General features: G+C 64.3%; 25 protein-coding genes. 19 read left to right on the top strand and 6 right to left on the bottom strand.

What is annotated here, in order from left to right:
- The first annotated feature begins 46 nt into the window (after positions 1 to 46).
- Entirely contained in the window at positions 47 to 679 is a 633-nt protein-coding gene (locus AACW87_RS14350; protein ID WP_241325293.1) for a murein L,D-transpeptidase catalytic domain family protein, read from the top strand.
- Between the two features lie 77 nt (positions 680 to 756).
- Here the strand turns inward: AACW87_RS14350 and AACW87_RS14345 are convergent, their stop codons facing one another.
- Positions 757 to 1,185 carry a universal stress protein gene (locus AACW87_RS14345; protein ID WP_043138135.1) on the bottom strand — a complete coding sequence of 143 codons (429 nt, stop codon included), beginning with the start codon at positions 1,183 to 1,185 and terminating at the stop codon, positions 757 to 759.
- Between the two features lie 208 nt (positions 1,186 to 1,393).
- Here AACW87_RS14345 and AACW87_RS14340 point away from each other — a divergent pair, with 208 nt between their 5' ends.
- A complete protein-coding gene (locus tag AACW87_RS14340) occupies positions 1,394 to 2,131 on the top strand; it encodes a hypothetical protein (RefSeq protein WP_241325291.1) in 738 nt (245 codons plus the stop codon).
- Positions 2,132 to 2,267: 136 nt separating this feature from the next.
- Here the strand turns inward: AACW87_RS14340 and AACW87_RS14335 are convergent, their stop codons facing one another.
- A complete protein-coding gene (locus AACW87_RS14335) occupies positions 2,268 to 2,777 on the bottom strand; it encodes an RNA methyltransferase (protein WP_241325290.1) in 510 nt (169 codons plus the stop codon).
- A 363-nt stretch (positions 2,778 to 3,140) separates the two neighbouring features.
- Here AACW87_RS14335 and AACW87_RS14330 point away from each other — a divergent pair, with 363 nt between their 5' ends.
- The 10 genes from AACW87_RS14330 (at position 3,141) to AACW87_RS14285 (ending at position 16,037) form a co-directional block, all read left to right on the top strand.
- Positions 3,141 to 5,783, top strand: coding sequence for a nitrate reductase (locus AACW87_RS14330; protein WP_241325289.1), 2,643 nt, complete (start codon positions 3,141 to 3,143; stop codon positions 5,781 to 5,783).
- A gap of 169 nt (positions 5,784 to 5,952) precedes the next feature.
- Positions 5,953 to 6,711 carry a uroporphyrinogen-III C-methyltransferase gene (gene cobA / locus AACW87_RS14325; protein WP_241325288.1) on the top strand — a complete coding sequence of 253 codons (759 nt, stop codon included), beginning with the start codon at positions 5,953 to 5,955 and terminating at the stop codon, positions 6,709 to 6,711.
- 139 nt (positions 6,712 to 6,850) lie between these two features.
- Complete coding sequence (locus tag AACW87_RS14320) at positions 6,851 to 7,435, top strand: ANTAR domain-containing response regulator (RefSeq protein WP_103472607.1); 585 nt, start codon at positions 6,851 to 6,853, stop codon at positions 7,433 to 7,435.
- A 289-nt stretch (positions 7,436 to 7,724) separates the two neighbouring features.
- Complete coding sequence (locus AACW87_RS14315) at positions 7,725 to 9,083, top strand: CmpA/NrtA family ABC transporter substrate-binding protein (RefSeq protein ID WP_241325287.1); 1,359 nt, start codon at positions 7,725 to 7,727, stop codon at positions 9,081 to 9,083.
- Positions 9,084 to 9,097: 14 nt separating this feature from the next.
- Positions 9,098 to 10,042 carry an ABC transporter permease gene (locus AACW87_RS14310; RefSeq protein ID WP_241325286.1) on the top strand — a complete coding sequence of 315 codons (945 nt, stop codon included), beginning with the start codon at positions 9,098 to 9,100 and terminating at the stop codon, positions 10,040 to 10,042.
- Between the two features lie 84 nt (positions 10,043 to 10,126).
- Complete coding sequence (locus AACW87_RS14305; protein WP_241325284.1) at positions 10,127 to 10,948, top strand: ABC transporter ATP-binding protein; 822 nt, start codon at positions 10,127 to 10,129, stop codon at positions 10,946 to 10,948.
- A 26-nt stretch (positions 10,949 to 10,974) separates the two neighbouring features.
- Complete coding sequence (nirB, locus tag AACW87_RS14300) at positions 10,975 to 13,479, top strand: nitrite reductase large subunit NirB (protein WP_241325283.1); 2,505 nt, start codon at positions 10,975 to 10,977, stop codon at positions 13,477 to 13,479.
- Positions 13,476 to 13,898, top strand: a complete 423-nt coding sequence (gene nirD, locus AACW87_RS14295) for a nitrite reductase small subunit NirD (RefSeq protein ID WP_241325282.1) — start codon at positions 13,476 to 13,478, stop codon at positions 13,896 to 13,898. The genes nirB and nirD overlap by 4 nt, the downstream gene beginning before the upstream one ends.
- Before the next feature lie 145 nt (positions 13,899 to 14,043).
- The gene (locus tag AACW87_RS14290) at positions 14,044 to 15,135 is read left to right on the top strand and encodes a PfkB family carbohydrate kinase (protein ID WP_103472611.1); all 1,092 of its coding nucleotides are present in this window, start codon (positions 14,044 to 14,046) and stop codon (positions 15,133 to 15,135) included.
- Positions 15,129 to 16,037: a pseudouridine-5'-phosphate glycosidase gene (locus AACW87_RS14285; RefSeq protein ID WP_043556223.1), complete on the top strand. Its 909-nt coding sequence runs from the start codon at positions 15,129 to 15,131 to the stop codon at positions 16,035 to 16,037. Before AACW87_RS14290 ends, AACW87_RS14285 begins: the two co-directional genes overlap by 7 nt.
- Positions 16,038 to 16,203: 166 nt before the next feature.
- On the opposite strand, the gene AACW87_RS14280 is transcribed toward AACW87_RS14285, so the two are convergent.
- Positions 16,204 to 16,929: a carbonic anhydrase gene (locus AACW87_RS14280; protein ID WP_241325281.1), complete on the bottom strand. Its 726-nt coding sequence runs from the start codon at positions 16,927 to 16,929 to the stop codon at positions 16,204 to 16,206.
- Positions 16,930 to 16,994: 65 nt separating this feature from the next.
- On the opposite strand from AACW87_RS14280, the gene AACW87_RS14275 reads away from it, so the two are divergent.
- The 3 genes from AACW87_RS14275 (at position 16,995) to AACW87_RS14265 (ending at position 19,359) form a co-directional block, all read left to right on the top strand.
- Complete coding sequence (locus AACW87_RS14275; RefSeq protein ID WP_277606778.1) at positions 16,995 to 17,129, top strand: hypothetical protein; 135 nt, start codon at positions 16,995 to 16,997, stop codon at positions 17,127 to 17,129.
- Between the two features lie 248 nt (positions 17,130 to 17,377).
- Positions 17,378 to 18,355: a cytochrome-c peroxidase gene (locus AACW87_RS14270; RefSeq protein WP_241325280.1), complete on the top strand. Its 978-nt coding sequence runs from the start codon at positions 17,378 to 17,380 to the stop codon at positions 18,353 to 18,355.
- 248 nt (positions 18,356 to 18,603) lie between these two features.
- On the top strand, positions 18,604 to 19,359 hold the full coding sequence (locus AACW87_RS14265) for a DNA/RNA non-specific endonuclease (RefSeq protein ID WP_241325279.1): 756 nt from the start codon (positions 18,604 to 18,606) through the stop codon (positions 19,357 to 19,359).
- Positions 19,360 to 19,396: 37 nt separating this feature from the next.
- Here the strand turns inward: AACW87_RS14265 and AACW87_RS14260 are convergent, their stop codons facing one another.
- The 3 genes from AACW87_RS14260 to AACW87_RS14250 are packed head-to-tail and all read right to left on the bottom strand — an operon-like array spanning position 19,397 to position 21,146.
- On the bottom strand, positions 19,397 to 19,612 hold the full coding sequence (locus tag AACW87_RS14260) for a hypothetical protein (protein ID WP_241325278.1): 216 nt from the start codon (positions 19,610 to 19,612) through the stop codon (positions 19,397 to 19,399).
- Positions 19,613 to 19,658: 46 nt separating this feature from the next.
- Complete coding sequence (locus AACW87_RS14255; RefSeq protein WP_241325277.1) at positions 19,659 to 20,735, bottom strand: methyltransferase; 1,077 nt, start codon at positions 20,733 to 20,735, stop codon at positions 19,659 to 19,661.
- A gap of 18 nt (positions 20,736 to 20,753) precedes the next feature.
- Positions 20,754 to 21,146 carry a hypothetical protein gene (locus AACW87_RS14250; RefSeq protein ID WP_043138183.1) on the bottom strand — a complete coding sequence of 131 codons (393 nt, stop codon included), beginning with the start codon at positions 21,144 to 21,146 and terminating at the stop codon, positions 20,754 to 20,756.
- A 250-nt stretch (positions 21,147 to 21,396) separates the two neighbouring features.
- On the opposite strand from AACW87_RS14250, the gene AACW87_RS14245 reads away from it, so the two are divergent.
- Genes AACW87_RS14245 through AACW87_RS14230 form a run of 4 tightly spaced genes read left to right on the top strand, consistent with a single transcriptional unit; the run spans position 21,397 to position 23,389 of the window.
- Positions 21,397 to 22,110, top strand: a complete 714-nt coding sequence (locus tag AACW87_RS14245; protein WP_241325275.1) for a beta-ketoacyl synthase chain length factor — start codon at positions 21,397 to 21,399, stop codon at positions 22,108 to 22,110.
- Positions 22,095 to 22,853 carry a lysophospholipid acyltransferase family protein gene (locus tag AACW87_RS14240; protein ID WP_098982661.1) on the top strand — a complete coding sequence of 253 codons (759 nt, stop codon included), beginning with the start codon at positions 22,095 to 22,097 and terminating at the stop codon, positions 22,851 to 22,853. The genes AACW87_RS14245 and AACW87_RS14240 overlap by 16 nt, the downstream gene beginning before the upstream one ends.
- 17 nt (positions 22,854 to 22,870) lie before the next feature.
- Positions 22,871 to 23,137 (top strand): phosphopantetheine-binding protein, encoded by a 267-nt coding sequence (locus AACW87_RS14235; RefSeq protein WP_005317803.1) that lies wholly within the window; start codon positions 22,871 to 22,873, stop codon positions 23,135 to 23,137.
- Positions 23,138 to 23,140: 3 nt separating this feature from the next.
- Positions 23,141 to 23,389: an acyl carrier protein gene (locus tag AACW87_RS14230; RefSeq protein ID WP_011707160.1), complete on the top strand. Its 249-nt coding sequence runs from the start codon at positions 23,141 to 23,143 to the stop codon at positions 23,387 to 23,389.
- Positions 23,390 to 23,408: the final 19 nt, after the last annotated feature.

The following is a 23,408-nucleotide window of genomic DNA, read 5'->3' as shown; positions in this document are numbered from 1 at the left end:
TATTTTGCACACTGCACTACCAACAAAAACGGGAGCAGATTCAAGGATGAAGCAAACAGATTGGATTGCGCGGCCAGGATGGCTCTGGTTGAGCTTGCTGCTGCTGGGGGCGCTCTGTTTCAGCGCCAGCAGCCACGCCAGTTGGGATCAGGATCTCTATCGCCAGCTGGGGTTGGCAGGCAAGCTCGACAAACAGGTGTTTCGCCAGGCCATCAACAGTTATCAGAGCGTGCGCCACAAGCGCAAACCCATACTCACCATCATCGACTACAGCAAACCCTCGACCCAGCGCCGGCTGTTCGTGATCGACGTGAAACGCCACAAGCTGCTCTATCACACCTGGGTCAGCCACGGCCGCAACTCGGGCGAGCTGGCGGCCCGCCAGTTTTCAAACCAGCTCAACTCCATGCAGAGTTCCCTCGGCGTCTATCGCACCGCCGAGACCTATCAGGGCAAGCACGGCTACTCGCTGCGCCTCGATGGCTTGAGCCCGGGCAAGAACAGCAATGCCCGCAGGCGTGCCATAGTGGTGCACGGCGCCGACTATGCCAGCCCGCGGCACCTGCGAAAATATGACAAGCTGGGCCGCAGCTGGGGTTGCCCCGCGCTGCCCAAGGAGCAGTCCAGGGCCATCATAGACATCATCAAGGGGGGAAGCGTCATCTATGCCCACGGCTGAGGTGCACGCATCCATGCATAAGGCCAGCACGAGTGCTGGCCTTATTGTTATCTGTTACACGGTGAACGAGCCGGGCGTTAACGCACGACCAGCACGGGGCAGGGGGCGTGACGCACCACGGATTCGGCGACGCTGCCTACCAGCAGGTGGCTGAGGCCGGAGCGGCCGTGGCTGCCCATGACCACCAGATCGACCTTCTCCTCTTTCGCCTGAATGACGATCTCGTCGGCGGCGCGGCCGAAGCGCACCTCGAAGGTGGCGGGAATGGGCAGGCTGGCGACCAGCTCTTTCAGCTGGGTCTTGGCCTGGCGTTCCATCTCGTGGGTGATCTCGATGGCGGTCATGTGCAGGATCTTGTAGCTGTCGAAACCGTGCAGTTGATCCACCACATGGACCAGCTTGAGTTCGGCCTGATGGCTCCGGGCCATGAACACCGCATAGTCGAGCACAGACTGGGACATCTGGGAAAAATCGACGGGGCAGAGCAGGGTTTTGATGGATGACATATGAAGGCTCCCCTATGGTTGGGCTACTAATGAATCTTATTGTCAATAATACCCATTCAGAGGGTAATAACCCTCGACTCGCTCTCAAAACTGGGAAAAAGAGGTGATTCAGCGCCATATCTTCTTATGATGTGGTATGGCTTGGGTGCATTCATCGCGCTGGCTGATCCGTCGGATGAAAACATTGCCACCGAGGAAATTGTGAAACATGGTTCGTCTGCTGCTGTCGTTGCTGCTTCTTCTGTTCTCCCTGCCCGGTCGGGCCGATCCCCTGCATGTCTATTGCGATGACTGGCCCGGCTTCTGCCAGCCGGATGGGCGGGGCGTCTATCTGGATATCGTCAGGGCCATCTATCAGCCTCATGGCTATGAGGTGATCCCGCACCTAGTGCCCTACAAGCGGGCGCTGGCTGTGGTGGCGCAGAGAGGGGGAGACATGGCGATGGGGGTCTATCGGGATGAGGTCAGCGGTGTGCGCCAGCCGAATTATCCCGCCTCGGCCGACGATCTGACCGTGCTGATGCTCAAGAAGTGGCAGCCTCAATGGCTCGGCGAAACCAGTTTGAAGGGAGAGGGGGTACTGTGGCTGCGAGGCTGGGCTTTTGACAAGTACATCCCGGTCAGCATGCGCTGGCACGAGATCGACAGCCACGACATGGCGCTGCAGCTGCTGGCCAAGGAGCGCTACCGCTATTACCTGACCGCAGGTGTGCTCTACTCGGCCGATACCATCCCTGCCAACATGAAGCGCACCTTCCTGCGCTGGATCCCGACCTACCCCATCTTTGCCGATACCGAGCGAGGGGGGCGTCTGCAACAGCTCTGGGATCAGGGCATGGTGCGGCTGATCCGGGGCGGCACCCTGGCCGAGATCTATCGCCGTTACCAACTCCATGATTACTACCGTGGTTTTATCAAGGAGCTGGAACAAAGGGTACAGAAGTAAGGGGAGCAGTGACGCCGTTATAACAAGCCGGCCCGCAGGCGTTTCGCCAGCCGGTCGTAGAGGATCACCTTGACCGAGGCGGCCAGGCTTATGCAGCCTTGCCGTGTGGCCACATAGACCAGATGCTTTTTTCCCCTTATTCCTTGGCCCGCAGGCGTTTCGCCAAGCGGTCATACAGGATCACGTTGACCGAGGCGGCCAGGTTCATGCAGCCTTGCGTCGGTACATAGACCACATCCTTCACGGCGCCATAACGGGCGGGATCCAGGGTGCCATCCTCGGGGCCGAAGATATAGAAGGCCCGCTCCGGGTGGACATAATCCGGCAGCGATGTGGCGCCCTCGATCAGATCCACCACCACGGGGACGCACCCGGCCGGGACTATCTCCATGAGGTTATCGACCCCGAGCAGGGGGATCTTGTCCACCATCTGCTTGGTATCCGTGGCAAAACGGCGCGCCAGCTCGAAGCGGTTGCCCGTGTAGTAGACCTCGTCCGCCCCGTAGCAACCGGCGGCGCGCATCACGGCCCCCACGTTCTCCGGTGACTTGGGATTGACCAGTCCGATGCAGCAATAGCCTGGTGCCGCCTGTGTTGGCGACTGTGGATCGGCCTGCTCTGGGCAGCCATAACCTGACTCTTTCATCTTGTTCTCCTCTGTGGCGGCCGCATTATACCCCCGGTTTGCGCTTTGCCCATGACATGCATGTCGAGGCTTGCCTGGGGGCGCCGCCGCTTGCAGGCTCCGTCTTGGCCCGGCGGTGGCCTCTTTTTGCTCGACGGGGCCCCGGAAGGGGGCAATTGCACCGTCCCGGCGCAACTCGGCCTGCCTGGCCGCTGTGGGCAGGGGCTGACATCTTGGCGCAGGGTTTGCAGTCATCCCTGGACAGAGTGAATGCGGCTTATCTGGACAAAGGCGTCCGTCCCCATCAGGGGCGGACGCCTTTTTTATGGGCCGTGGCAATCAGGCAACCCGTAACCGGGTCGCCGGACGACAAGGAGCGAGGGAATGAACACCACCTGTGCCTATTGTGGAGTAGGGTGCGGCATCCGGCTGAGCCGGGAGGGCGCAAGCTGGCAGCTGAAGGGGGATGAACAGCATCCGGCCAATGCGGGCGCCCTCTGCGTCAAGGGGGCCAGCCTGCTGGAGAGTCTGGATTTCCCCGATCGCCTGCTCTATCCGCGCTGGCAGGGGCAGCGCATCGGCTGGGATCAGGCGCTGGACACCCTGGCCAGCCGGTTTGCCACCATATTGGCCGAATCCGGGCCATCGGCCATCGGCATCTACCTGTCGGGTCAGCTCACTACCGAGGATTACTACGTCGCCAACAAGCTGATGAAGGGGTATCTGGGCAGTGCCAACGTGGACACCAACTCCCGGCTCTGCATGTCGTCGGCGGTGGTGGCCCATCAGCGCGCCTTCGGCGAGGATCTGGTGCCCGCCTGCTACGAGGATCTGGAGCTGGCGGATCTGGTGGTGATCACGGGGGCCAACACGGCCTGGACCCACCCTGTGCTGTTTCGTCGCCTGCAGCAGGCGCGGGCACGGCGGCCCGAGCTCAAGCTGGTGGTGCTGGACCCCCGTCGCACCATGACGGCGGAGCAGGGGGATCTGCACCTGGCCCTCAAGCCTGGCAGCGACGTGGCGCTGTGGAACGGTCTCTGCCGTTATCTGCTCGATCACGATGGCTGGGACAAGGATTACGTGGCGCGCCATGTGAGCGGCTTCGAGGCGCTGGCGGCGGCGCTGGACGATCCGGCCTGGCAGCTGGAGGCGGTGGCCCACAGTTGCGACCTGGCGCCAGGGGATCTGCTCGGCTTCTACCGGCTGTTTGCCCGCACCCCCAAAACCGTCACCCTGTTCTGCCAGGGGATCAACCAGTCCAATCAGGGGGTGGACAAGGCCAACGCCATCATCAACGCCCACCTGCTGTGCGGGCGCATCGGCAAGCCGGGGGCGGCCCCCTTCTCCATGACGGGGCAACCGAACGCCATGGGCGGGCGCGAGGTGGGCGGGCTGGCGACCCAGCTGGCGGCTCACATGGGCTTTGGCGAGGTCGAGTGCGACCGGGTGCAGCGCTTCTGGCAGAGCCCGACCATGGTGCGCGGGCCGGGCCACAAGGCGGTGGCGCTGTTCGAGGCGGTGGCGCGCGGGGAGATACGCGCGCTCTGGGTGCTCGGCACCAACCCGGCCGTCTCCCTGCCAGACGGCAACCGGGTGCGCGACGCGCTGGCACGCTGCGAGCTGCTGGTGGTCTCCGAGGTGACGGCGGACACGGACACGGCGCGCCTCGCCCACCTGCTGCTGCCCGCCGCCGCCTGGGGCGAGAAGAGCGGCACGGTCACCAACTCGGAGCGCACCATCAGCCGCCAGCGTGCCTTTTTGCCCCTGCCGGGGGAGGCCAGGCCCGACTGGTGGGCGCTGACCCAGCTGGCCCGCCGGCTCGGCTTCGGCGAGGGCTTTGCCTATGAGCACGAGCACGACATCTTCAGCGAACACGCGGCCCTGTCGGGCTTCGAGAACGAGGGGGGCCGCCAGTTCGACATCTCGGGGCTGGCCCGCCTCAGTCGGGCCGAATTCGAGGCGCTGGCGCCACTGAGCTGGCCGGTCAACGCCGCCTGGCCCAGCGGCCGCGCCCGATTGTTCGAGGATGGGGTCTTCTCCACGCCGGATGGGCGGGCCCGGCTGTTGCCGCTGGCCCAGCACTTTCCCCCCGAACCTGTCGCCGTCGCCGAGCCAAAAGCTGTGCTGCAGCCGGCGGGCCTCTCCTTGTTGCTTAACAGCGGTCGGTTGCGGGATCAGTGGCACACCATGACCCGCACCGGCCACGTGCCCCGCCTGCAGGAGGCAGAACCCTGGCCCAAGCTGCGGGTGGGCGCCGCCAGCCTGCTGGCGCTCGGGCTGGCCGAGGGGGATCTGGTGCGATTGAGCAACGGGCTCGGTGAGGCTCGGCTGCTGATCGGGGTGGACGAGGGGCTGAGGGAGGGGGAGGCCTTCCTGCCCATGCACTGGACCGACAGCCAGTGCAGCCAGGGGGCGGTCAACCGCCTCATCGCCGCCGTGGTGGATCCCCTCTCGGGCCAGCCCATGTTCAAGCAGGGGCGGGTGATGGCCGAGCCGCAGCAAACCCGCTGGCAGGGGCTCTGGCTCGGTCAGCAACCCTGGGGGGAGGCGGTGGACTGGTGGGCCAGGCGTCCCCTGCCCGAAGGCAACTGCACCCTGCTGGCCTCCTGGTCGGAGGGGCCACAGGCGCTGTGGCAGCGGCTGGGGGTGGCGGGCCGCTGGCTGCGGCTGCCGCTCAAGCAGGGCTGGCTCGCGGTGGCGCTGGTGCAGGATCGCATCGAGGGCCTGCTGCTGGTGGGGGAGCGGTGGCCTGACATCAAGGTCGACCTGCTGGCCAGCCTGCTCGGCACGCCCTTGCAGGCGGGAGCCCTGAGCCAGACCCTGAGCGCGGCCCTGGCCGGGGATAGCCGACTGGTCTGCTCCTGCCTGCGGGTGTCAGAGCTGCGCATCGTCGACGCCATCACCCGGCAGGGGGTGAGCGAGCTGGCGGGGCTGCAGGCCCTGCTCGGCTGTGGCAGCAACTGCGGCACCTGTCTGCCAGAGATAGACAAGCTATTGATTAAGCATGTTTTTATCGCCTCAGCTTAAGAACCTGTACACGATCTTACTGTGAGGCCGTGATCAAGGCTCATGTGCTGCTCGGAATCCTCACGTATATCTATACGCTCCGGTTCCTGCGCTGCGCTTCACCTTGCTGACAGCCTCTCGTGACAGGTCGTGAACAGGTTCTAGGGGGCAGAAATACAAGGAGTGTGAGATGAGCCATGTCAGTCTGGTAGGGGCCGGTCCCGGCCCGCTCGAATTGTTGACCCTGCGCGCCCTGCAACGGCTGGAGGCGGCGGAGGTAGTGATCTATGACCGCTTGGTGGGAAGCGAGATCCTGGCCCGCATTCCCCATGGCGCTGCCCGTTTCGACGTGGGCAAGCGCTGCGGCGAACCGAGCCCGAGCCAGGATCAGATCAACGCCCTGCTGCTGGCGCTGGCCCGCACCGGCAAGCGGGTGGTGCGGCTCAAGGGGGGAGATCCCCTGGTGTTTGGCCGTGGCGGGGAGGAGGCGTTGCACCTGGCCCGTCACGGCATAGCCGCCGAGCTGGTGCCCGGCATCACGGCGGCGCTGGGCTGCGCCGCCAGCAGCCTGATCCCCCTGACCCACAGGGGGCTGGCCCGCTCCCTGACCCTGGTGACGGGCCATCTGATGGAGGAGGGCGACTATCAGGGCTGGCAGGGGCTGGCCCGGGCCGGCCACACCCTGGTGTTCTACATGGGACTGGAGCGGGCGGCGCAGATCCGGCAGGGACTGCTGGCGGCCGGTGCCTCGCCAGATCTGCCGGTGGCGCTGGTTGTGGCCGGTTGCAGCCCGCAGCAGCAGGTGCATGAGACCCGGCTGGCCATGCTGGCAGAGGCCGCCGTGGCCCTGCTCGGGCAGAGTCCCGTGCTGATGATCATGGGGGAGGTGGTGGGTCTGCGCAGCGAGCTGAACGCCCTGCTGAGCCAGGCGCTGGATCGGGTGGCCTGAGTCTCTCCACAGCCTCTACCTCCACTACCTCCAGATAGATAAAAAGGGGGTAGATTCAAATAGTTGGCCTTCATGTTGCGTCATCTGCGGTGAACAAGCAGCGACAGACAAGCTGCGCTAGCCGTTGGCAAGGAGCGCCATGACCACTCTTCCCCCCGGGGGCCGTGCCGGCCCCCCTTCCCGCCTGCTGATCCACGCCGACGAGCCGGGTCAGGCAAACCGTCTGGCCCTGCTGGTCAGCCACTACGGCCATCAGCCGCAGATCCTGGACAGTCGCCAACTGCTGACCCCGCACGGGCAGGGGGATGCCCTGCTCATCAGCAGTCGCCAGTTCGGTGCCGAGGTGCGGCTCGGCCTCTCTCTCTGGCCCGGGGTGCCGCGCCTGCTGTTTTGCGAGCGGATCGGCACCGAGCCCCAGATCGCCCTGTTGCAGCAGGGGGTGCTGCTGGTGCCGCATCCGTGCGGCGAGCGGGAGCCGGTCGAGCAGTGGCTGCGGCTGGCCCGCAGCCAGCTGGCCATGGTGCAGGCGCTGGCGCAGACCGAGAGTGAACTGCGCCAGCAGCTGGTGGAGCGGCGGTTGGTCGAGCAGGCCAAGGGGCGGCTGATGCGTCATCAGGGGCTGGACGAGGAGCAGGCCTACCGCCTGATGCGCAGCACCGCCATGAGTCGGCACCTGAGCCTGGGGGAGCTGGCACGGCAGCTGCTGCTGGCACTGCCGGCGTGAGAGCTGGGCTGGCAAACCGTTTTGGTGCAACTGCGCCTAATTGAGGCAAACGAGAAGGCAAAGCGGGAGGAAAAAGGCGGAATAGGGCCCGTTTCGGCGGCTTGGCCAATGTGGCACGGAAAGTGGATTACCCAGAAGACAAGGAGTGATGGCGCCCACGGGCCCGTCACTCGCAACAGGGCAAAGAGGCCTCACCGATCCCGGATCGGTGAGGTTTTTTTTTGGCCGCGACCCTGCAACGGCGCAGGGGAATGGCCGCCCATGACTGTGATCTGAGCGAGGAAGGCGAATGAACAAGAGACAAGGATGTGCGGGTCTGCTGCTGGCGCTGCTGTCACTGCCGACGCTGGCGGCTGTGGGGGCCCCGGAGCAGGAGGAGCTCAAGCTGGGCTTCATCAAGCTGACCGACATGGCACCGCTGGCGGTGGCCTATGAGCGCGGTTATTTCGAGGATGAGGGGCTCTACGTCACCCTGGAGGCCCAGGCGAACTGGAAGGTGCTGCTGGATCGGGTGATCGACGGCGAGCTGGACGGTGCCCAGATGCTGGCGGGTCAGCCGCTGGCCGCCCATGTCGGCATAGGCACCCAGGCCGAGCTGGTGACGGCATTCGCCATGGATCTCAACGGCAACGCCATCACGGTCGCCAACCCTGTGTGGGCCGCCATGCAGCCCCATCTGCCCAAGGCGGTGGCGGGTCAGGCGCCGGCCCCGGTGAGCGCCGCCGCGCTCAAACCCGTGGTGGCTCAATATCGGCAGGCGGGCAAGCCGTTCAACATGGGGATGGTGTTCCCCGTCTCCCCCCACAACTACGAGCTCAGATACTGGCTGGCGGCCGGCGGGCTGAACCCCGGCTTCTATGCCCCCGCCCTCGGCGACAGCTCGGGTCAGCGTCAGGCGGACGTGCTGCTGTCGGTCACACCGCCACCGCAGATGCCCGCCACCCTGGAGGCGGGCACCATAGCCGGCTACAGCGTGGGAGAACCCTGGAACCAGCAGGCGGTCGCCAGGGGCATAGGGGTGCCCGTCATCACCGATTACGAGATCTGGCGCAACAACCCGGAGAAGGTGTTCGGCGTCACCCGCCAGTGGGCAGAGCGTCATCCCAATACCCACATAAGGCTGGTGAAGGCGCTGCTGCGGGCGGCCTGGTGGCTGGATGCCGAGCAAAACGGCAACCGGCGCGAGGCGGCCAAGCTGCTGGCGCGGCCGGAGTACGTGGGGGCCGACGAGGGGGTGATCGCCAACTCCATGGTGGGCACCTTCGAGTACGCCAAGGGGGACAGGCGCAGCCTGCCGGATTTCAACGTCTTCTTCCGCCATCAGGCCACCTATCCCTACTACTCGGATGCCATCTGGTACCTGACCCAGATGCGGCGCTGGGGCCAGATCCCGACGGCCAAGCCGGACGCCTGGTTCGAGCAGGTCGCCAGGGCCGTCTATCAACCCGAGGTCTACCGCCAGGCGGCCGAGGCGCTGATCGCCGAGGGCAAGTTCAAGGCGCAGGATTTCCCCGATTTTGCCAGTGAGCAGGGTTATCGCGGCCCGCAGGATGGTTTCATCGATGGCCTCATCTACGACGGCCGCCACCCCAACGCCTATCTGCAACAGTTTGCCATCGGCCTCAAGGGCGATGAGCGGGTGCAATGAGCGAGGAGAGCGCAATGAAACGACATCAGTGGAAAGTCATCAATTGGAAAACCATGGTGCAGCCCCTGCTCGGCGTGCTGCTGTTCCTCGGCCTCTGGCAGTGGGGGGCGAGTCAGGTGCAGACCAGCCTGGGCACCTTGCCGGGGCCGCTGGCGACCGCCAGCCAGCTCTGGTCGCTGGGGCAGGAGCATCTGGCCGAGCGGGAGAAGGCGAGCGCCTTCCTCGAGCGCCAACAGGTGCGCAATGCCGAGCGGCTGGCCGCAGATCCGGCGGCCGAGGTGAGGCTGCGCCCCTATACCGGGCGCCCCACCTTCTTCGATCAGATCGCCACCAGCCTGCTCACTGTGCTGTGCGGATTCACTCTGGCCAGCCTGATCGCCATCCCGTGCGGGGTGCTGCTCGGCATGAATCAGGGGCTCTACCGCGCCGCCAACCCGGTGATCCAGCTGCTCAAGCCGGTGTCGCCCCTGGCCTGGCTGCCACTCATCACGCTGGTGGTGAGCGCGCTCTACACCAGCTCTGCCCCCTGGCTTGCGAAGTCTTTCGTCACCTCGGCGCTGACGGTGACCCTCTGCTCCCTCTGGCCGACCCTGATCAACACGGCGGTCGGGGTGGCGGGGCTGGACGGCGATCTGCACAACGTCAGCCGGGTACTGCGGCTGTCGTTTGTGACCCACGTGCGCCGCATCGTGCTGCCCGGCGCCCTGCCCATGATCTTCACCGGGCTGCGGCTGTCGCTGGGGGTGGCCTGGATGGTGCTGATCGCGGCCGAGATGCTGGCCCAGAACCCGGGGCTCGGCAAGTTCGTGTGGGACGAGTTCCAGAGCGGCGGCGCCTCGTCTCTGGCCCGCATCATGGTGGCGGTGATCACCATAGGCCTCATCGGCTGCGCCCTGGACAGGGGCATGCTGGCCCTGCAGCAGTGGTTGTCCTGGGACAAGCGCCAGGTGCTGCGTTAACCCCAGCAGCAGTGGCCTCGCTTCAGGACAAGCGTCAGGTGCTGCGTTAACAACAGAATCCCTATTCAGGCAGGAGAAGAGCCAATGAAGAGTTATCTGGAGGTAAGCGATGTCGGCATCGCGTTCGAGACGGAGCAGGGGCGCTTCGAGGCTCTCAGCCGGGTCAACCTGCGCATCGCGCGGGGGGAGTTCGTCTCCCTCATCGGCCACTCCGGCTGCGGCAAGAGCACTGTGCTCAATCTGGTGGCCGGGCTGCTGGAGCCCACCACGGGGGGCATCATCCTGGACGGGCGCGAGGTGGCGGGGCCCGGCCCGGAGCGGGCCATGGTGTTCCAGAACCACGCGCTGCTGCCCTGGCTCAGCGTCTATCAGAACGTGGCGCTGGCGGTGGAGCAGGTGGAGCCGGATCGGCGGGCGGTGGTGGAGCGGGTCAACTACTACCTCTCCCTTGTGCAGATGGATCACGCCAGCCAGAAGATGCCCCACGAACTGTCGGGGGGAATGAAGCAGCGGGTCGGCATCGCCCGCGCCCTGTCGCTCTCCCCCAAGGTGTTGCTGATGGACGAGCCGTTCGGTGCCCTCGATGCCCTGACCCGGGCTCATCTGCAGGACGCGCTGATGGCCATCCAGGCCGAGCTCGGCAACACCGTCATCATGATCACCCACGACGTGGACGAGGCGGTGCTGCTCTCCGATCGCATCGTCATGATGACCAATGGCCCCGCCGCCACCGTCGGCGAGATCCTGACCGTGGACTTGCCGAGGCCCAGAGACAGGGTCGCCCTGGCGGACGATGGTCACTATCACAAGCTGCGCCAGCAGGTGCTGCGCTTCCTCTACGAGAAGCAGCGCAAGGTGACCCCGCTCAAGGCGGCCGACCCGGTGCGCAGCAAGCTGCGCGCCTGAGCCCCCAGAATTCAAGGAAGAGAAACATGGACAATAAACAAAGATTGCTGGTGGTGGGCAACGGCATGGTGGGTCATCACTTTGTCGAGCAGCTGGTGGCGGCCGGTGGCCTGAACCGGTTCGAGGTGACGGTATTTGGTGCCGAGCCGGACTCCGCCTATGACAGGGTGCATCTGTCCGAGGTATTTGGCGGCAAGGCGCCCGAGGCGCTGCAACTGGCGGATCCCGCCTGGTATGAGGCGCAGGGCATCAGGCTGCGGCTGGGGGCCGAGGTGGAGGCGCTGGACAGAGATACCCGCACCCTGACCCTGGCCGATGGCGAGCGGTTCGGTTACGACCGGCTGGTGTTGGCGACCGGCTCGGTCCCCTTCGTGCCCCCCATCCCCGGCCATCAGCGGGCGGGCTGCTTCGTCTACCGCACCCTGGGGGATCTCGCAGCCATCCGCGATGCCTGCGCCCAGGCGCGCAGCGGCGTGGTGATCGGCGGCGGCCTGCTGGGGCTGGAGGCCGCCAACGCCTTGCGCCTGCTCGGCCTCAAGACCCAGGTGGTGGAGTTTGCCCCGCGGCTGATGCCGGTGCAGCTCGATGACAACGGCGGCGCCGTGCTGCGGGACAAGATCCGGGCGCTCGGGGTCGAGGTGCTGGTGGAGAAGGCCACCGAGTGCATCGAGGATGGGGAGCAGGCCCGTCACCGGCTGAGGTTCAAGGATGGCTCTCATCTTGAGACCGACGTGATCCTGTTCTCGGCCGGCATCCGACCCGCCGACGGCCTGGCCCGTCAATCCGGGCTGAGCGTCGGCGAGCGCGGCGGCATCTGCATCGATGAGGGCTGCCGCAGCTCGGACCCCGCCATCCTCGCCATCGGCGAGTGCGCGCTCTGGCAGGGGCGCATCTTCGGGCTGGTGGCCCCCGGCTACCAGATGGCCCGCGCCGCCGTGGCCAGCCTGTGCGGCGGCGAGAGCCGCTTCGCGGGGGCCGACATGTCCACCAAGCTCAAGCTGATGGGGGTGGACGTGGGCTCCATCGGCGATGCCCACGCCAGCACGGCCGGGGCTCAGGAGCTGCTGCTGCTGGACAGGGTCAACGGCATCTACAAGAAGCTGGTGACCGACGGCGAGGGGAGCCGGCTGCTCGGTGCCATCCTGGTGGGGGACGGAGCCGATTATGAGCGACTGCTGCAGTACTACCAGAACGGGGTGGCGCTGCCCCAGCCGCCGCTCTCCCTGCTGGTGGGGGACGCGGGCGGCGCGGCGGCGCCTCTGGTGCTGCCGGACAGCGCCATCCTCTGCTCCTGCCACAACGTCAGCAAGGGGGCCGTGGTGGCCGCCGTCAAGGCAGGCAACCACGAGCTGGCGGCGGTCAAGAGCTGCACCAAGGCGGGCACCGGCTGCGGCGGCTGCAGCAACCTGCTCAAGCAGGTGGTGGAACAGACGCTGGCGGAGATTGGGGTCGAGGCGGACAAGGGGCTGTGCGAGCACTTCGCCCACAGCCGCCAGGAGCTCTATCACCTGGCCCGGGTCGGCGAGCTGAATAGCTTCGAGGCGCTGCGCGACAAACACGGCAAGGGCCTTGGCTGCGACATCTGCAAGCCGACGGTCGCCTCCATACTGGCGTCGCTGTGGAACGAGCATGTGCTGGAGAAGCCCCACCGCGGCCTGCAGGATACCAACGACGCCTTCCTCGCCAACCTGCAAAAGGACGGCACCTATTCGGTGGTGCCGCGCATCCCCGGCGGGGAGATCACCCCGGATGGCCTGATCACCATAGGGGAGGTGGCGCGCAAGTACGGCCTCTACACCAAGATCACCGGCGGCCAGCGCATCGACTTGTTCGGCGCCCGGCGCGATCAGCTGCCCGCCATCTGGGGCGAACTGGTGGCGGCGGGGTTCGAGACAGGCCAGGCCTATGGCAAGTCGGTGCGTACAGTGAAGTCCTGCGTCGGCTCGACCTGGTGCCGCTACGGGGTGCAGGACTCCATGACCCTGACCCAGACTCTGGAGAACCGCTACAAGGGGCTGCGGGCGCCCCACAAGCTGAAGTTTGCGGTCTCCGGCTGCACCCGGGAGTGCGCCGAGGCCCAGAGCAAGGACATAGGCGTCATCGCCACCGAGCGCGGCTGGAACCTCTATGTGTGCGGCAACGGCGGCATGCGGCCGCGCCACGCCGACCTGTTTGCCACCGACCTCGATGAGCAGACCCTGATCCGATACATAGACAGGCTGCTGATGTTCTACGTGCGCACCGGCGATCGGTTGCAGCGTACCTCGGTCTGGATGGAGAGCATGGAGGGGGGGCTCGACTACCTCAAGTCGGTGATCATAGAGGACAGGCTCGGCATAGGGGCCGAGCTGGAGGCCATGATGGACGGCATAGTGGGCAGCTGGCAGTGCGAGTGGAAGAGTACCCTGGCGGATCCGGACAAGCTCAAGCTGTTCGAGGCCTTCGTCAACCAGCCGGAGGGGAGCACGCCCCCCAGACGGGAGGAGCGGGGCCAGTGGGTGCCGGATATCAGTATCAAGGAGGTGATATGAACGGGGCCAACCAGAGTGCATGGCAAGAGATGCCGGATGAGCAGCGACAAGGAGCAGAGATGGAGCCGAGCAGAGAGAACGTGTTGCAGAGCGAGCATGGCGAATGGTTGCGGGTATGCGAGCTGGCGGCCCTGCCGGAGCAGGCGGGGCGCAGCGCCTGGCTGGGGGGGCGGGCGCTGGCGCTGTTTCGGCTCGGCGAGCGGGTCTATGCGCTGGATGATCTGGATCCCCTGGCCGGTGTGGCCGTGCTGAGCCGGGGCCTGGTGGGGGATTGCGGTGGCGAGCCCGTGGTTGCCTCGCCGCTCTACAAGCAGCGTTATGCCCTGGCCGATGGCCGCTGTCTGGACGACCCGGCGCTGAAGGTGGCCTGCTGGCCCGTGATGCAGAGTGCCGGCGAAGTCTGGGTGTTGTTGGGCTGAGTGGCATCATCTGAAAACCGTTTTTTCATCGCCGGGCTCTGCCCGGTGATTTTTTGTGCGCAAACCGACAATTTTTGCACGGGGTGATAGCGGGAAAACGTTTTTCGGAAATAATGGACAAACGTTTGTAACTGGATGTTTGTCTATGACGGAACGTGAGCAAGAGATCCTCGCCCTGCTGCGCCAGGACCCCATGATTGCCCAGCAGGAGCTGGCGGACAGGCTCGGCATCAGCCGCTCGGCACTGGCGAGCCACATCTCCAGCCTGATGCGCCAGGGCTATGTGCAGGGGCGCGGTTATGTGCTGCGGGAAGGGCCCTACGCCGTGGTGATCGGCGGCGCCAACATGGATATCTGCGGCTGCAGCCACGACAACCTGCGCATCGGGGATTCCAATCCCGGCAAGGTACGCACCTCGGCTGGCGGGGTGGGGCGCAACATAGCCGAGAACCTGGCGCGGCTCGGTACCGATACCCGGCTGCTGAGCGCGGTGGGCAATGATCAATACGGTCATCACCTGCTGGACGTGACCCAGCGCGCCGGCGTCGACGTGCGCCAGGTGCTGATGCTGGACGGTCAGGCGACCTCCTGTTACCTCAGTCTGCACGATGGCAGCGGCGAGATGAGCTGCGCCGTCAACGACATGGCGATCATCGATCAACTGACACCGGCCCGGCTCACCCCCTTGAGCGGTTTTCTCGGCGCGGCCCGGCTCTGGGTGCTGGATACCAACCTCGCTACCCACACCCTCGACTGGCTGTTCGAGCGCCAGGGCGAGCACATCATCTTCGTCGACACCGTCTCGGTGGCCAAGGTGGAGAAGATCCGCCCCTGGCTGCACCGGATCCACACCCTCAAACCCAATCGCAGCGAGGCCGAGCAGCTGTGCGGCTTCACCATAGCTGGGCCCGATACCTGGCCCATGGCGGCGGCCTGGTTCCACCGCGCCGGGGTGCAGCGGCTGTTCCTGAGTCTCGGCGATCAGGGGATTTTCTATAGCGACGGGGAGTGCCAGGGCCATCTGCCCGTGCTCGGCAGCCCGGTCGTCAACGTGACTGGCGGTGGCGATGCCTTCATGGCAGGGCTGGCCCACGCCTGGTTGCAGGAGAGCGACATGACCGACACCACCCGTTTTGCCCTCGGCTGCGCCGCCCTCACCGTCAATTGTTCCGATACCGTCTTTTCCGGCCTATCCAAGGCCGCCGTTGAACGCATGCTGGAGGAGTACCCATGTTGAACGCTTACCTCGATATCCAACCTGAAGTCGCTGCGGCCCTGGCCGCCGGCAAACCCGTCGTTGCCCTGGAGTCCACCATCATCTCCCACGGCATGCCCTATCCGCAGAACGTGGAGACGGCGCGTCAGGTAGAGCAAGTCGTGCGCGACAACGGCGCCGTGCCGGCCACCATCGCCATTCTGGATGGCCGCCTCAAGGTGGGTCTGGATGCGGGGGCGCTGGAGGCGCTGGGTCGGGCCGGTCATGCCGCCACCAAGTGCAGCCGCCGGGACATTCCCTTCGTGCTGGCGAACAAGGGGCTGGGCGCGACTACGGTCGCCTCCACCATGATCATCGCCGCCATGGCCGGGATCCGGGTGTTTGCCACCGGTGGCATCGGCGGCGTGCATCGCGGCGCCCAAGAGACCTTCGACATCTCGGCGGATCTGCAGGAGTTCGCCCAGACCCCGGTGGCCGTGGTCTGCGCCGGCGCCAAGTCGATCCTCGACATAGGCCTGACCCTGGAGTACCTGGAGACCCAGGGCGTGCCCGTCATCGGTTATCAGACCGATGAGCTGCCTGCCTTCTACACCCGCGAGAGCGGCTTCAAGGTGGATTACCGGCTGGAGAGCCCGGCGGCAATCGCCGAGGCACTGCGCCTCAAGTGGGAGCTGGGACTGGCCGGCGGCGCCGTGGTCACCAACCCGATCCCGACCCAGTTTGCCATGCCCAGGGCCGACATAGATGCCGCGATCAAGCAGGCGCTGCAGGAAGCGGACGAGCAGGGGGTGAAGGGCAAGGCGTCCACTCCCTTCCTGCTGGCCCGGGTGTGCGAGCTGACCGGCGGCAACTCGCTGGCGGCCAACATTCAGCTGGTGCTGAACAACGCCGCCCTGGGTGCCCGTATCGCCGCCAGCCTGTAACGGGTAGTCCGGGGCGGTAACTCCCTGGCCGTTAATGTCCAGCTGGTGCTGAACAACGCCGCGCTGGGGGCTCGTATCGCCGCCAGTCTGTAATCAGTTACTGCAAACGAAAAAGAGGGCCTCTTGGCCCTCTTTTCTATCTCTGCTCTGTGATCTCCAGGGGGGGTTATTGCAACACCAGCCGACCGTTCAGCGGCTGCACGGGTCTGTTGTTGGGGTGGTGCATCACCGCCTTGAAGGCGTCGATCTGGGCCTGGCTCACCTGCACCGGCTGCTTTATCACCAGCCAGCGCACCCCTTCCGAGCAGGGCGGTGTGGTCAGCGAACCGCTGAAGCGGTAGTAGTCGCGGTTGGTGGGCAGCAGCTGATCTGCCGACAGCGGCGTTGCCAGCGACCGGCTTTCGCCCGCCTTGGCCGGCAGTTGCTGCCAGACCTGGCTCAGCGCCGGGTTGGCGTGGCCCGGCTCGAACATCACGGCCACCACCGCCAGTTCCCCCTTGGCGTTGGCGTGCACCAGGTGCCCCTCCAGCGGGTAGGATTTGCCCTTGATGAGGTTTTCACTGGGGGCGTGGAAGTGGAACTGCTTGAGCTCGAAGCGCATGCCGTCGAGCTCAAGCGAGCTGCCCGGGGCATAGCTGACCTGTACCGTGTGGCCGTTGTTGGTGACGCTCTGGCCACCCGCCAGGTAGTGAAACTGCAGCGGGGCCAGCTTGGCCTCCACCAGACCATCGAGGTTGACCGGCGACTGGTTGCTGCCCGCGCACTGGCCAAATTCGGGGGTCAGTTTGGCCCATTGCGCCGGGCCGGCCTCACCGCTGTATTCCCAATGCGGGGCGGCGGCGAAGGCGGTGGGACAGAGCAACAGGGCACAGGCCAACAGGGACTTTCTCATCATACATCCTTATCTTGATTGAAAAGCACAGCCATCCGCTTCCTTAATAAGTGAAGGAACAGGGGATGGCATTATCTGAAATGCGGGATACAGAATGTCAGACCGGATTGTTTATTATTAACAGCCGCATTACCGATCATATTTATGATGCATTTAATATGAATCTAATTAACAGTCGGCAGCGCCTGCATATTGAATAATCGCTTTATTCAATGACAGCAATCTAATTAATTGGCTGTCATCGCAGATGAATTTGCTCATAATTCACTCATCAGAATTCAGCTCTTTTTTGGCTCGCAAGTCCCCGCCACCGATCCGCCTGTAATATATTAATTCATTGTTTTTAATGTGGTTTTTGTTGGTCTCATTTGATCTTGAACAAATAATAAGCAGGCTTTCCCGGTCAGGCTGATGCTGCTGTTATGCACAGTCACAAGGGAGAGAAAAAATGAATAAATATTATCTGTTGCTGGCGCTGGGTCTGCCCGGGGCGGGGTGGGCGGCTGAACCGGTTCAACCGGTAGAGGTACCCAGGGTGGCATCGCCGGAAAAAGTCGAGCTGGGCAAGATGTTGTTCTTCGAGCCGCGGCTCTCCAAATCCAATGCCATCTCCTGCAACTCCTGCCATAACCTGGCGACCGGCGGGGTGGACAACCAGGTCAGCTCCCTCGGTCACAAGTGGAAGGAGGGACCGATCAACTCCCCCACAGTGCTCAACTCCAGCCTCAACTTCGTGCAGTTCTGGGACGGTCGTGCCAAGGATCTGCAGGCGCAGGCGGCGGGCCCCATCGAGAATCCGCTGGAGATGGCCTTCACCCACAAGCTGGCGGTGGAGACGCTGCACACCCTGCCCGAATATCGCACCCGTTTCGGCGCCGTCTATGGCAAGGCGGACTTCGGCATCGATGAGGTCACGGACGCCATCGCCGCCTTCGAGGAGACCCTGGTCACCCCCAACGCGCCGTTCGATCTCTGGTTGAAGGGTGACGGCAAGGCGCTGACGGCGCAGCAGCTGAAGGGCTATCAGTTGTTCAAGGATAAGGGCTGCACCGCCTGCCACAACGGGGTGGCCATCGGCGGCAACTCCTATCAGAAGATGGGGCTGGTCAAGCCGTTCAAGACCGACAACCTGGCCCTGGGTCGTGGCGGCGTGACCGGCGAGAAGCAGTTCATCGGCTGGTTCAAGGTGCCGACCCTGCGCAACATAGAGCTGACCTACCCCTACTTCCACGACGGCTCAGTCTGGGATCTGAAGGAGGCGGTGCAGATAATGGCGGACATCCAGCTGGGCCAGGCGCTGAGCGAGCAGGAGGCCGACGACATGACCGCCTATCTCAAGAGCCTGACCGGCGAGCAGCCGCAGATAGTGCTGCCGATCCTGCCACCCTCCCAACCCGACACCCCCAGGCCTCAGGTCAAGAGCTGAGCGGGTCGTAGTTCTGAAATCGAGCGGGGCTGATGCCCCGCTTTTCATGGCCCTATCTCTCTGATAACACAGCCAAAGTACAGTATTCAGCATAATGACAAGGGGATGACAATCCCCCAGCTGGCGACGGGGATTTCACCGATTTGCAGCCCTCTTCACAATTTCAACACGCTCACAATCTGTTCGATTGCCTAACTCATCCGACCTGGTGTCAAATCACTCCGCCTAATACAAGGAGTGGCATAATAATGAATAATATCAATAAATTAGTTCTGGCTATCGGATTCGCTCTCACCACATTCCCGACCCTGGCGGCGGGCTTCCAGTGCAAGGACCACGTCAAGCTCGGGGTCCCCAGCCAATCCAGTCAACTGCTGTGCCGTGACGGTTACGCCGCCGGTTACAACTATGACACCAAGGTCTCTGACTGGGTCTCTTATCGGATGACGGCCGCCAGTGCCCAGGGCCAGGTGCCGCGCAAGGATGCCTTTGCCGAAGACAGGGAAGTGCCGGTGCAGTACCGCGCCACCCTGGCGGACTACAAGGGCTCGGGTTATGACCGCGGCCACCAGGCGCCTGCGGCGGACATGCGCTCCACCGCCACCACCATGAAGCAGAGCTTCCTGCTGACCAACATGACCCCGCAGTTGCCGGCGCTCAATCAGGGGGCCTGGCGCATTCTGGAGGAGAAGACCCGCCAGTGGGCCATCGCCTATCAGGATGTGCAGGTGATCACGGGCCCCATCTTCACCAACTCCGATGGCGCCATCGGCAACGGTGTGACAGTGCCCCACGCCTATTATCGGGTGGTGATGGACGTGGCCAACCAGGAGGCGATTGCCTTCGTCCTGCCGCAGCAGAACGTGTCGGCCAGCAAGCTTGCGGATTACATAGTGACTGTGGATGCGGTGGAGGAGCAGACCGGGCTCGATTTCTTCACCGAGCTGCCGGATGAACAGGAAGAGGCCATGGAGTCCCGGCTGATGGCCATGTGGGGCAACTGACTCGCGGTAATGACAACAGGGGCCTTGGCCCCTGTTGTCATTCGTTCAGATCGTCACCGATTTTCTTGACGGTATCCCGGGTGCCGTGACCGATTTCACGGGTCACATCCCGGGTGGTGTGGCCAATCTCGCGGGTCACGTTGCGGGTGGTGTGCCCCACTGTCCTGCCCGCCTCCTTGATGTCGGCACAGCCGCCGGTCACTGCGCCCAGGGTCAGGCCGAGTGCCAGCAGTGCCAGGTAGTTAGGCGTCATGTGTGCTCCTCCTCGTTTCATCATCATCTTGATGCCGATGACGGCATTATGGCCTCGTGTGCAGCGGGCGGGCAACCAGCAGGGTATGGCCAGGGCCCGGGATCTCGTGCTCCTCCTCCACGTGGAAATGCGCCTCGCGCAGGCACTGGTACATCTGTTTGGAGTGATAGAAGCGGCTGTTGCCGTTGGCCAGACAGGTGAAGTAGAGGGAGGTGGCGTTGAGACTGAAACTGGCGGCTTCGAAGGTCTGCCTGTCCCAGAACAGCTCCAGGATGCAGACCCTGGCGTCCGGTTGCATGGCCAGCCGGATCCGATTCAGGATGGCGACTATCTGTTCGTGACTGAAGCAGTCGAGGAACTGGCTCATCCACCAGAGATCGGCCTCGCCGGGCAGGGTAGGCGCTTGCAGCAGATCCACAGGATGGCCCTGCACTCGATCGCTGAGACCCGCCTCTTCAATATTCAGCCGGGCCAGCGCCAGCTGCTCGGGCAAGTCCAGTATGGTGACCCGCAGGGCGGGATCCCGGTTGGCGCAGGCGATGGCCCACTTGCCGGTGTTGCCGCCCAGATCGTAGAGGTGGCGCGGCTCATAGCCAAGCACCTTCGCCTGTGCCTGCTGGAAGGCCCAGTCGGAGTAGAAGTGATCAAACGCAAACCAGCTGCTGCGGGCGGGCTCGGGTAGCTCGCTCAGGTGCGGGTAGAGGGTCTGCCAGGGGCCGAACTCCTGCAGACCGGCCGGCGTGCCGTCGCGGATGGCGTCGAGCAGATGGGCGAGGGGTTGATAGCAGACGTGCTGGGTGAAGTCGAGATTGACCCGGCTCATGGCATCGTGCTGCAGATACTTGCCGACCCGGCCCAGCACATAGCGATCATCGGCCAGGTAGCAGAGTCCGCCGCCGAGCCCCATGTCCAGCAGCACGCTGACCGCATATTCACTCAGCTCGCACGCCTGGGCTATGTCCGCCAGCGGCGCGCCCTGCTGGCCACGGGTCTCGAGAAAGGCGAGCACCCCGGTTTCACGCAGACACCAGCTGGCCTGGAACAGCATGGGCCCGAAGGCGATCTTCTGGGCCGCGCCTATGGCCTCCAGCGCGTTGTAGGGGTCTACCTGATAATGGTTCACGGGGTGGCTCCTGCCGGATTAACGGCTCTGTGCGCGGGCGAGTTCGGTCTGGATGGCCTGATTCAGGCCCAGTACCCAGCGGTTATAACTGCGATGTATGCTGCCCTTGCCCTTGTCATCAAGGTTGATGCTGCTCACATAATTAATGGAATAGTCGTGACTGCTATATGGAATATCGATCACCGCCTGATGCTGGCGTACATTGACCTGGCCACGAATAAGTCCCGGCTTCTCTTTTTTCATCACCCAGCTCTTGCTGATCCCCGCCGTGATAATGGCGCTGGCGACCTGATCTTCGGTCAGATTGAAGGCAACCGGGTTGGCGGCCATATTGCGAATGGGCTGGCTGGTGGAGCAGGCGGCCAGCAGGGCGCAGGCCAGCAACAGGGATATTTTATTAATGAGTTTCATAATATTTCCTTGCGAGGACATTCAATAAATGGAGCCCGGCAATGAGACAACACAAATCATTTATTTTCAATCACAATGCCAACGGATAATCCGCGCCAGCTATTATTTTTGATGAATAATGGTATTATTCGCGCGGTATTAATGTGATGACTCCGGTGGATAATCCCCAGGGAGCAGGCACTGCCCGCCGGGTGAGTGCCTTTTATCGTCCAAGCGCTCACACCAAGGTCAAGGACAGGTTGCCTGAAATATGCTCTCTTTTTCGCTGCAGGATAGTCAGGCACTGTCACCCGGTCTTGTCGACGAACTCGACTGGCAGGCGTGGGCACGGCAGGGACAATGGCCCGCTGACCCCCCGTTCCCCGCGACCCCCTTGCTGCCCATGATGATGGCGCGCCGCCTGAGCCAGGGTTCCCGGCTGGCGGTGCAGGTGGGGCTGAGCCTGCTGGCTCGCCATCCAGTCGATTACGCCATCTTCGTCAGCCGTCACGGTGAGCTGGCCCGTTCTGTGACCCTGTTGCAGGCGCTGGCGGACGGCCAGGCGCTGTCCCCTACCGATTTCTCCATGTCGGTGCACAACACGGCCGCCGGCCTTAGCTCCATTCAGGGCAAGGCCGCCATTCCCATGACCTCGCTGGCGGCGGGAGAGGGCGGGCTGATGGCGGGGTTTACCGAGGCGGTAGCGGCGCTGCACGCCGGTGCCAGTCGGGTGCTGCTGGTGGCGTTCGAGGGGCCTGTGCCCGAGTTTCATCGCCCCTGGTTGCCGGACGAGGCGCCGTCCCATGCGCTGGGGCTGGTGCTGCAGGCCGGCGACGAGTGGCGCTGTGAGGGGGCACGTCGCACAGTCGAGTCTGCCGTCCGCCCGCTGCCCCAGAGTCTGGCCTTCTGGCGGGCCCTGCTGCGGCATGAATCGACCCTGACCCTTTGCGATGGCCGCCAGGAGTGGACATGGCGGCGGCGCTGAACCGGGGCTGGCGACTGATCGGCACGGCCCTTGGCTTCACCCTGTTCGGGGTGGGCGGCCTGCTGCTCTCCCTGTGCTGGTTTCCGCTGCTGGCGCTCTGCCTGCGCGGGGAGCGGCGGCGGACCCTGGCCCAGCTGACCATACGCCACAGCTTTCGGCTGTTTCTCGGCGTGTTGCGCGGCTGGGGTGTGCTGGATTATCGGGTGAGTGGCATGCCCGCCGACTTGCGCGGCGCCCTGGTGGTGGCCAATCACCCCAGTCTGCTCGACTACGTCATGCTGGCGGCCGAGATGCCGGTGTGCGACTGCATCGTCAAGCAGTCCCTCTGGCGCAACCCCTTCGTGGGCGGCGTGGTGCGGGCGGCCGATTACCTGCCCAATGTGGAGGCGGAGCGCCTCCTGCCCCTGTGCATGGCGCGGATCCAGGCCGGCGGCCTGCTGCTGATCTTCCCGGAGGGAACCCGCACCACGCCGGGGGAACCCATCAAGCTGCAGCGCGGCGCGGCCCAGTTGGCGGTGCGCAGCCGGGTGCCCCTGCAGCCGGTGCGGATCCACTGCAGCACCCGATTTCTCACCAAACAGGACAAATGGTTCAAGATCCCGGAAAATAAGCCGACTTTCACCATAGAATTCCTGCCGCAAGTGGCGGCAGACGAGGTGGTCGCCACCGACCAGAGCAGTGCGCTGGCCGCGCGCCAGCTGACCCGGTTTCTCACCCGGGCCCTGCAAACGGGGCCCCAATGACAGCGTATGGAACAGTTATGCAAGACCTGCACCTAGAGATAAAACAACTCATCATCGACAGTCTCAACCTCGAGGGGCTGACCCCTGAGGATATAGACAGCCAGGCGCCGCTGTTCGGGGATGGCCTGGGACTGGACTCCATCGATGCGCTGGAGCTGGGCCTTGCCATCAAGGGCCGCTACGGCATAGTGCTCTCCGCCGAGGATGAAAATACCCGTCGTCACTTCGCCTCAGTCGCGGCCCTGGTCGCCCTGGTGCAGGCCCAGTCGAAAGGGGAGGCCTGAGCCATGACCCGTGACGACATCTTTGCCCAGATAAAGGCTGCCCTCGTCGAGTTGTTCGAGGTGGATGAAGAGGCCATTACCCCCGAGGCTCGCCTCTATCAGGATCTCGAGCTCGACAGCATAGACGCCATCGATCTGGTGGTACACCTGCAGAAGCTGACCGGCAAGAAGATCAAGCCGGAAGAGTTCAAGTCGGTGCGCAGCGTCAATGACGTGGTGGATGCGGTCGAGCGTCTGCTCGCCGACGCCTGATGCCGGTGCGCTCCCGCCC

The sequence above is a fragment of the Aeromonas sp. MR7 genome (genome assembly GCF_963899385.1).
In the GTDB taxonomy this organism is placed as follows: Bacteria; Pseudomonadota; Gammaproteobacteria; order Enterobacterales; family Aeromonadaceae; genus Aeromonas; species Aeromonas bestiarum.
Note: the sequence above shows the minus strand (reverse complement) of the source record. Positions and strands in the feature narration are given on the sequence as shown.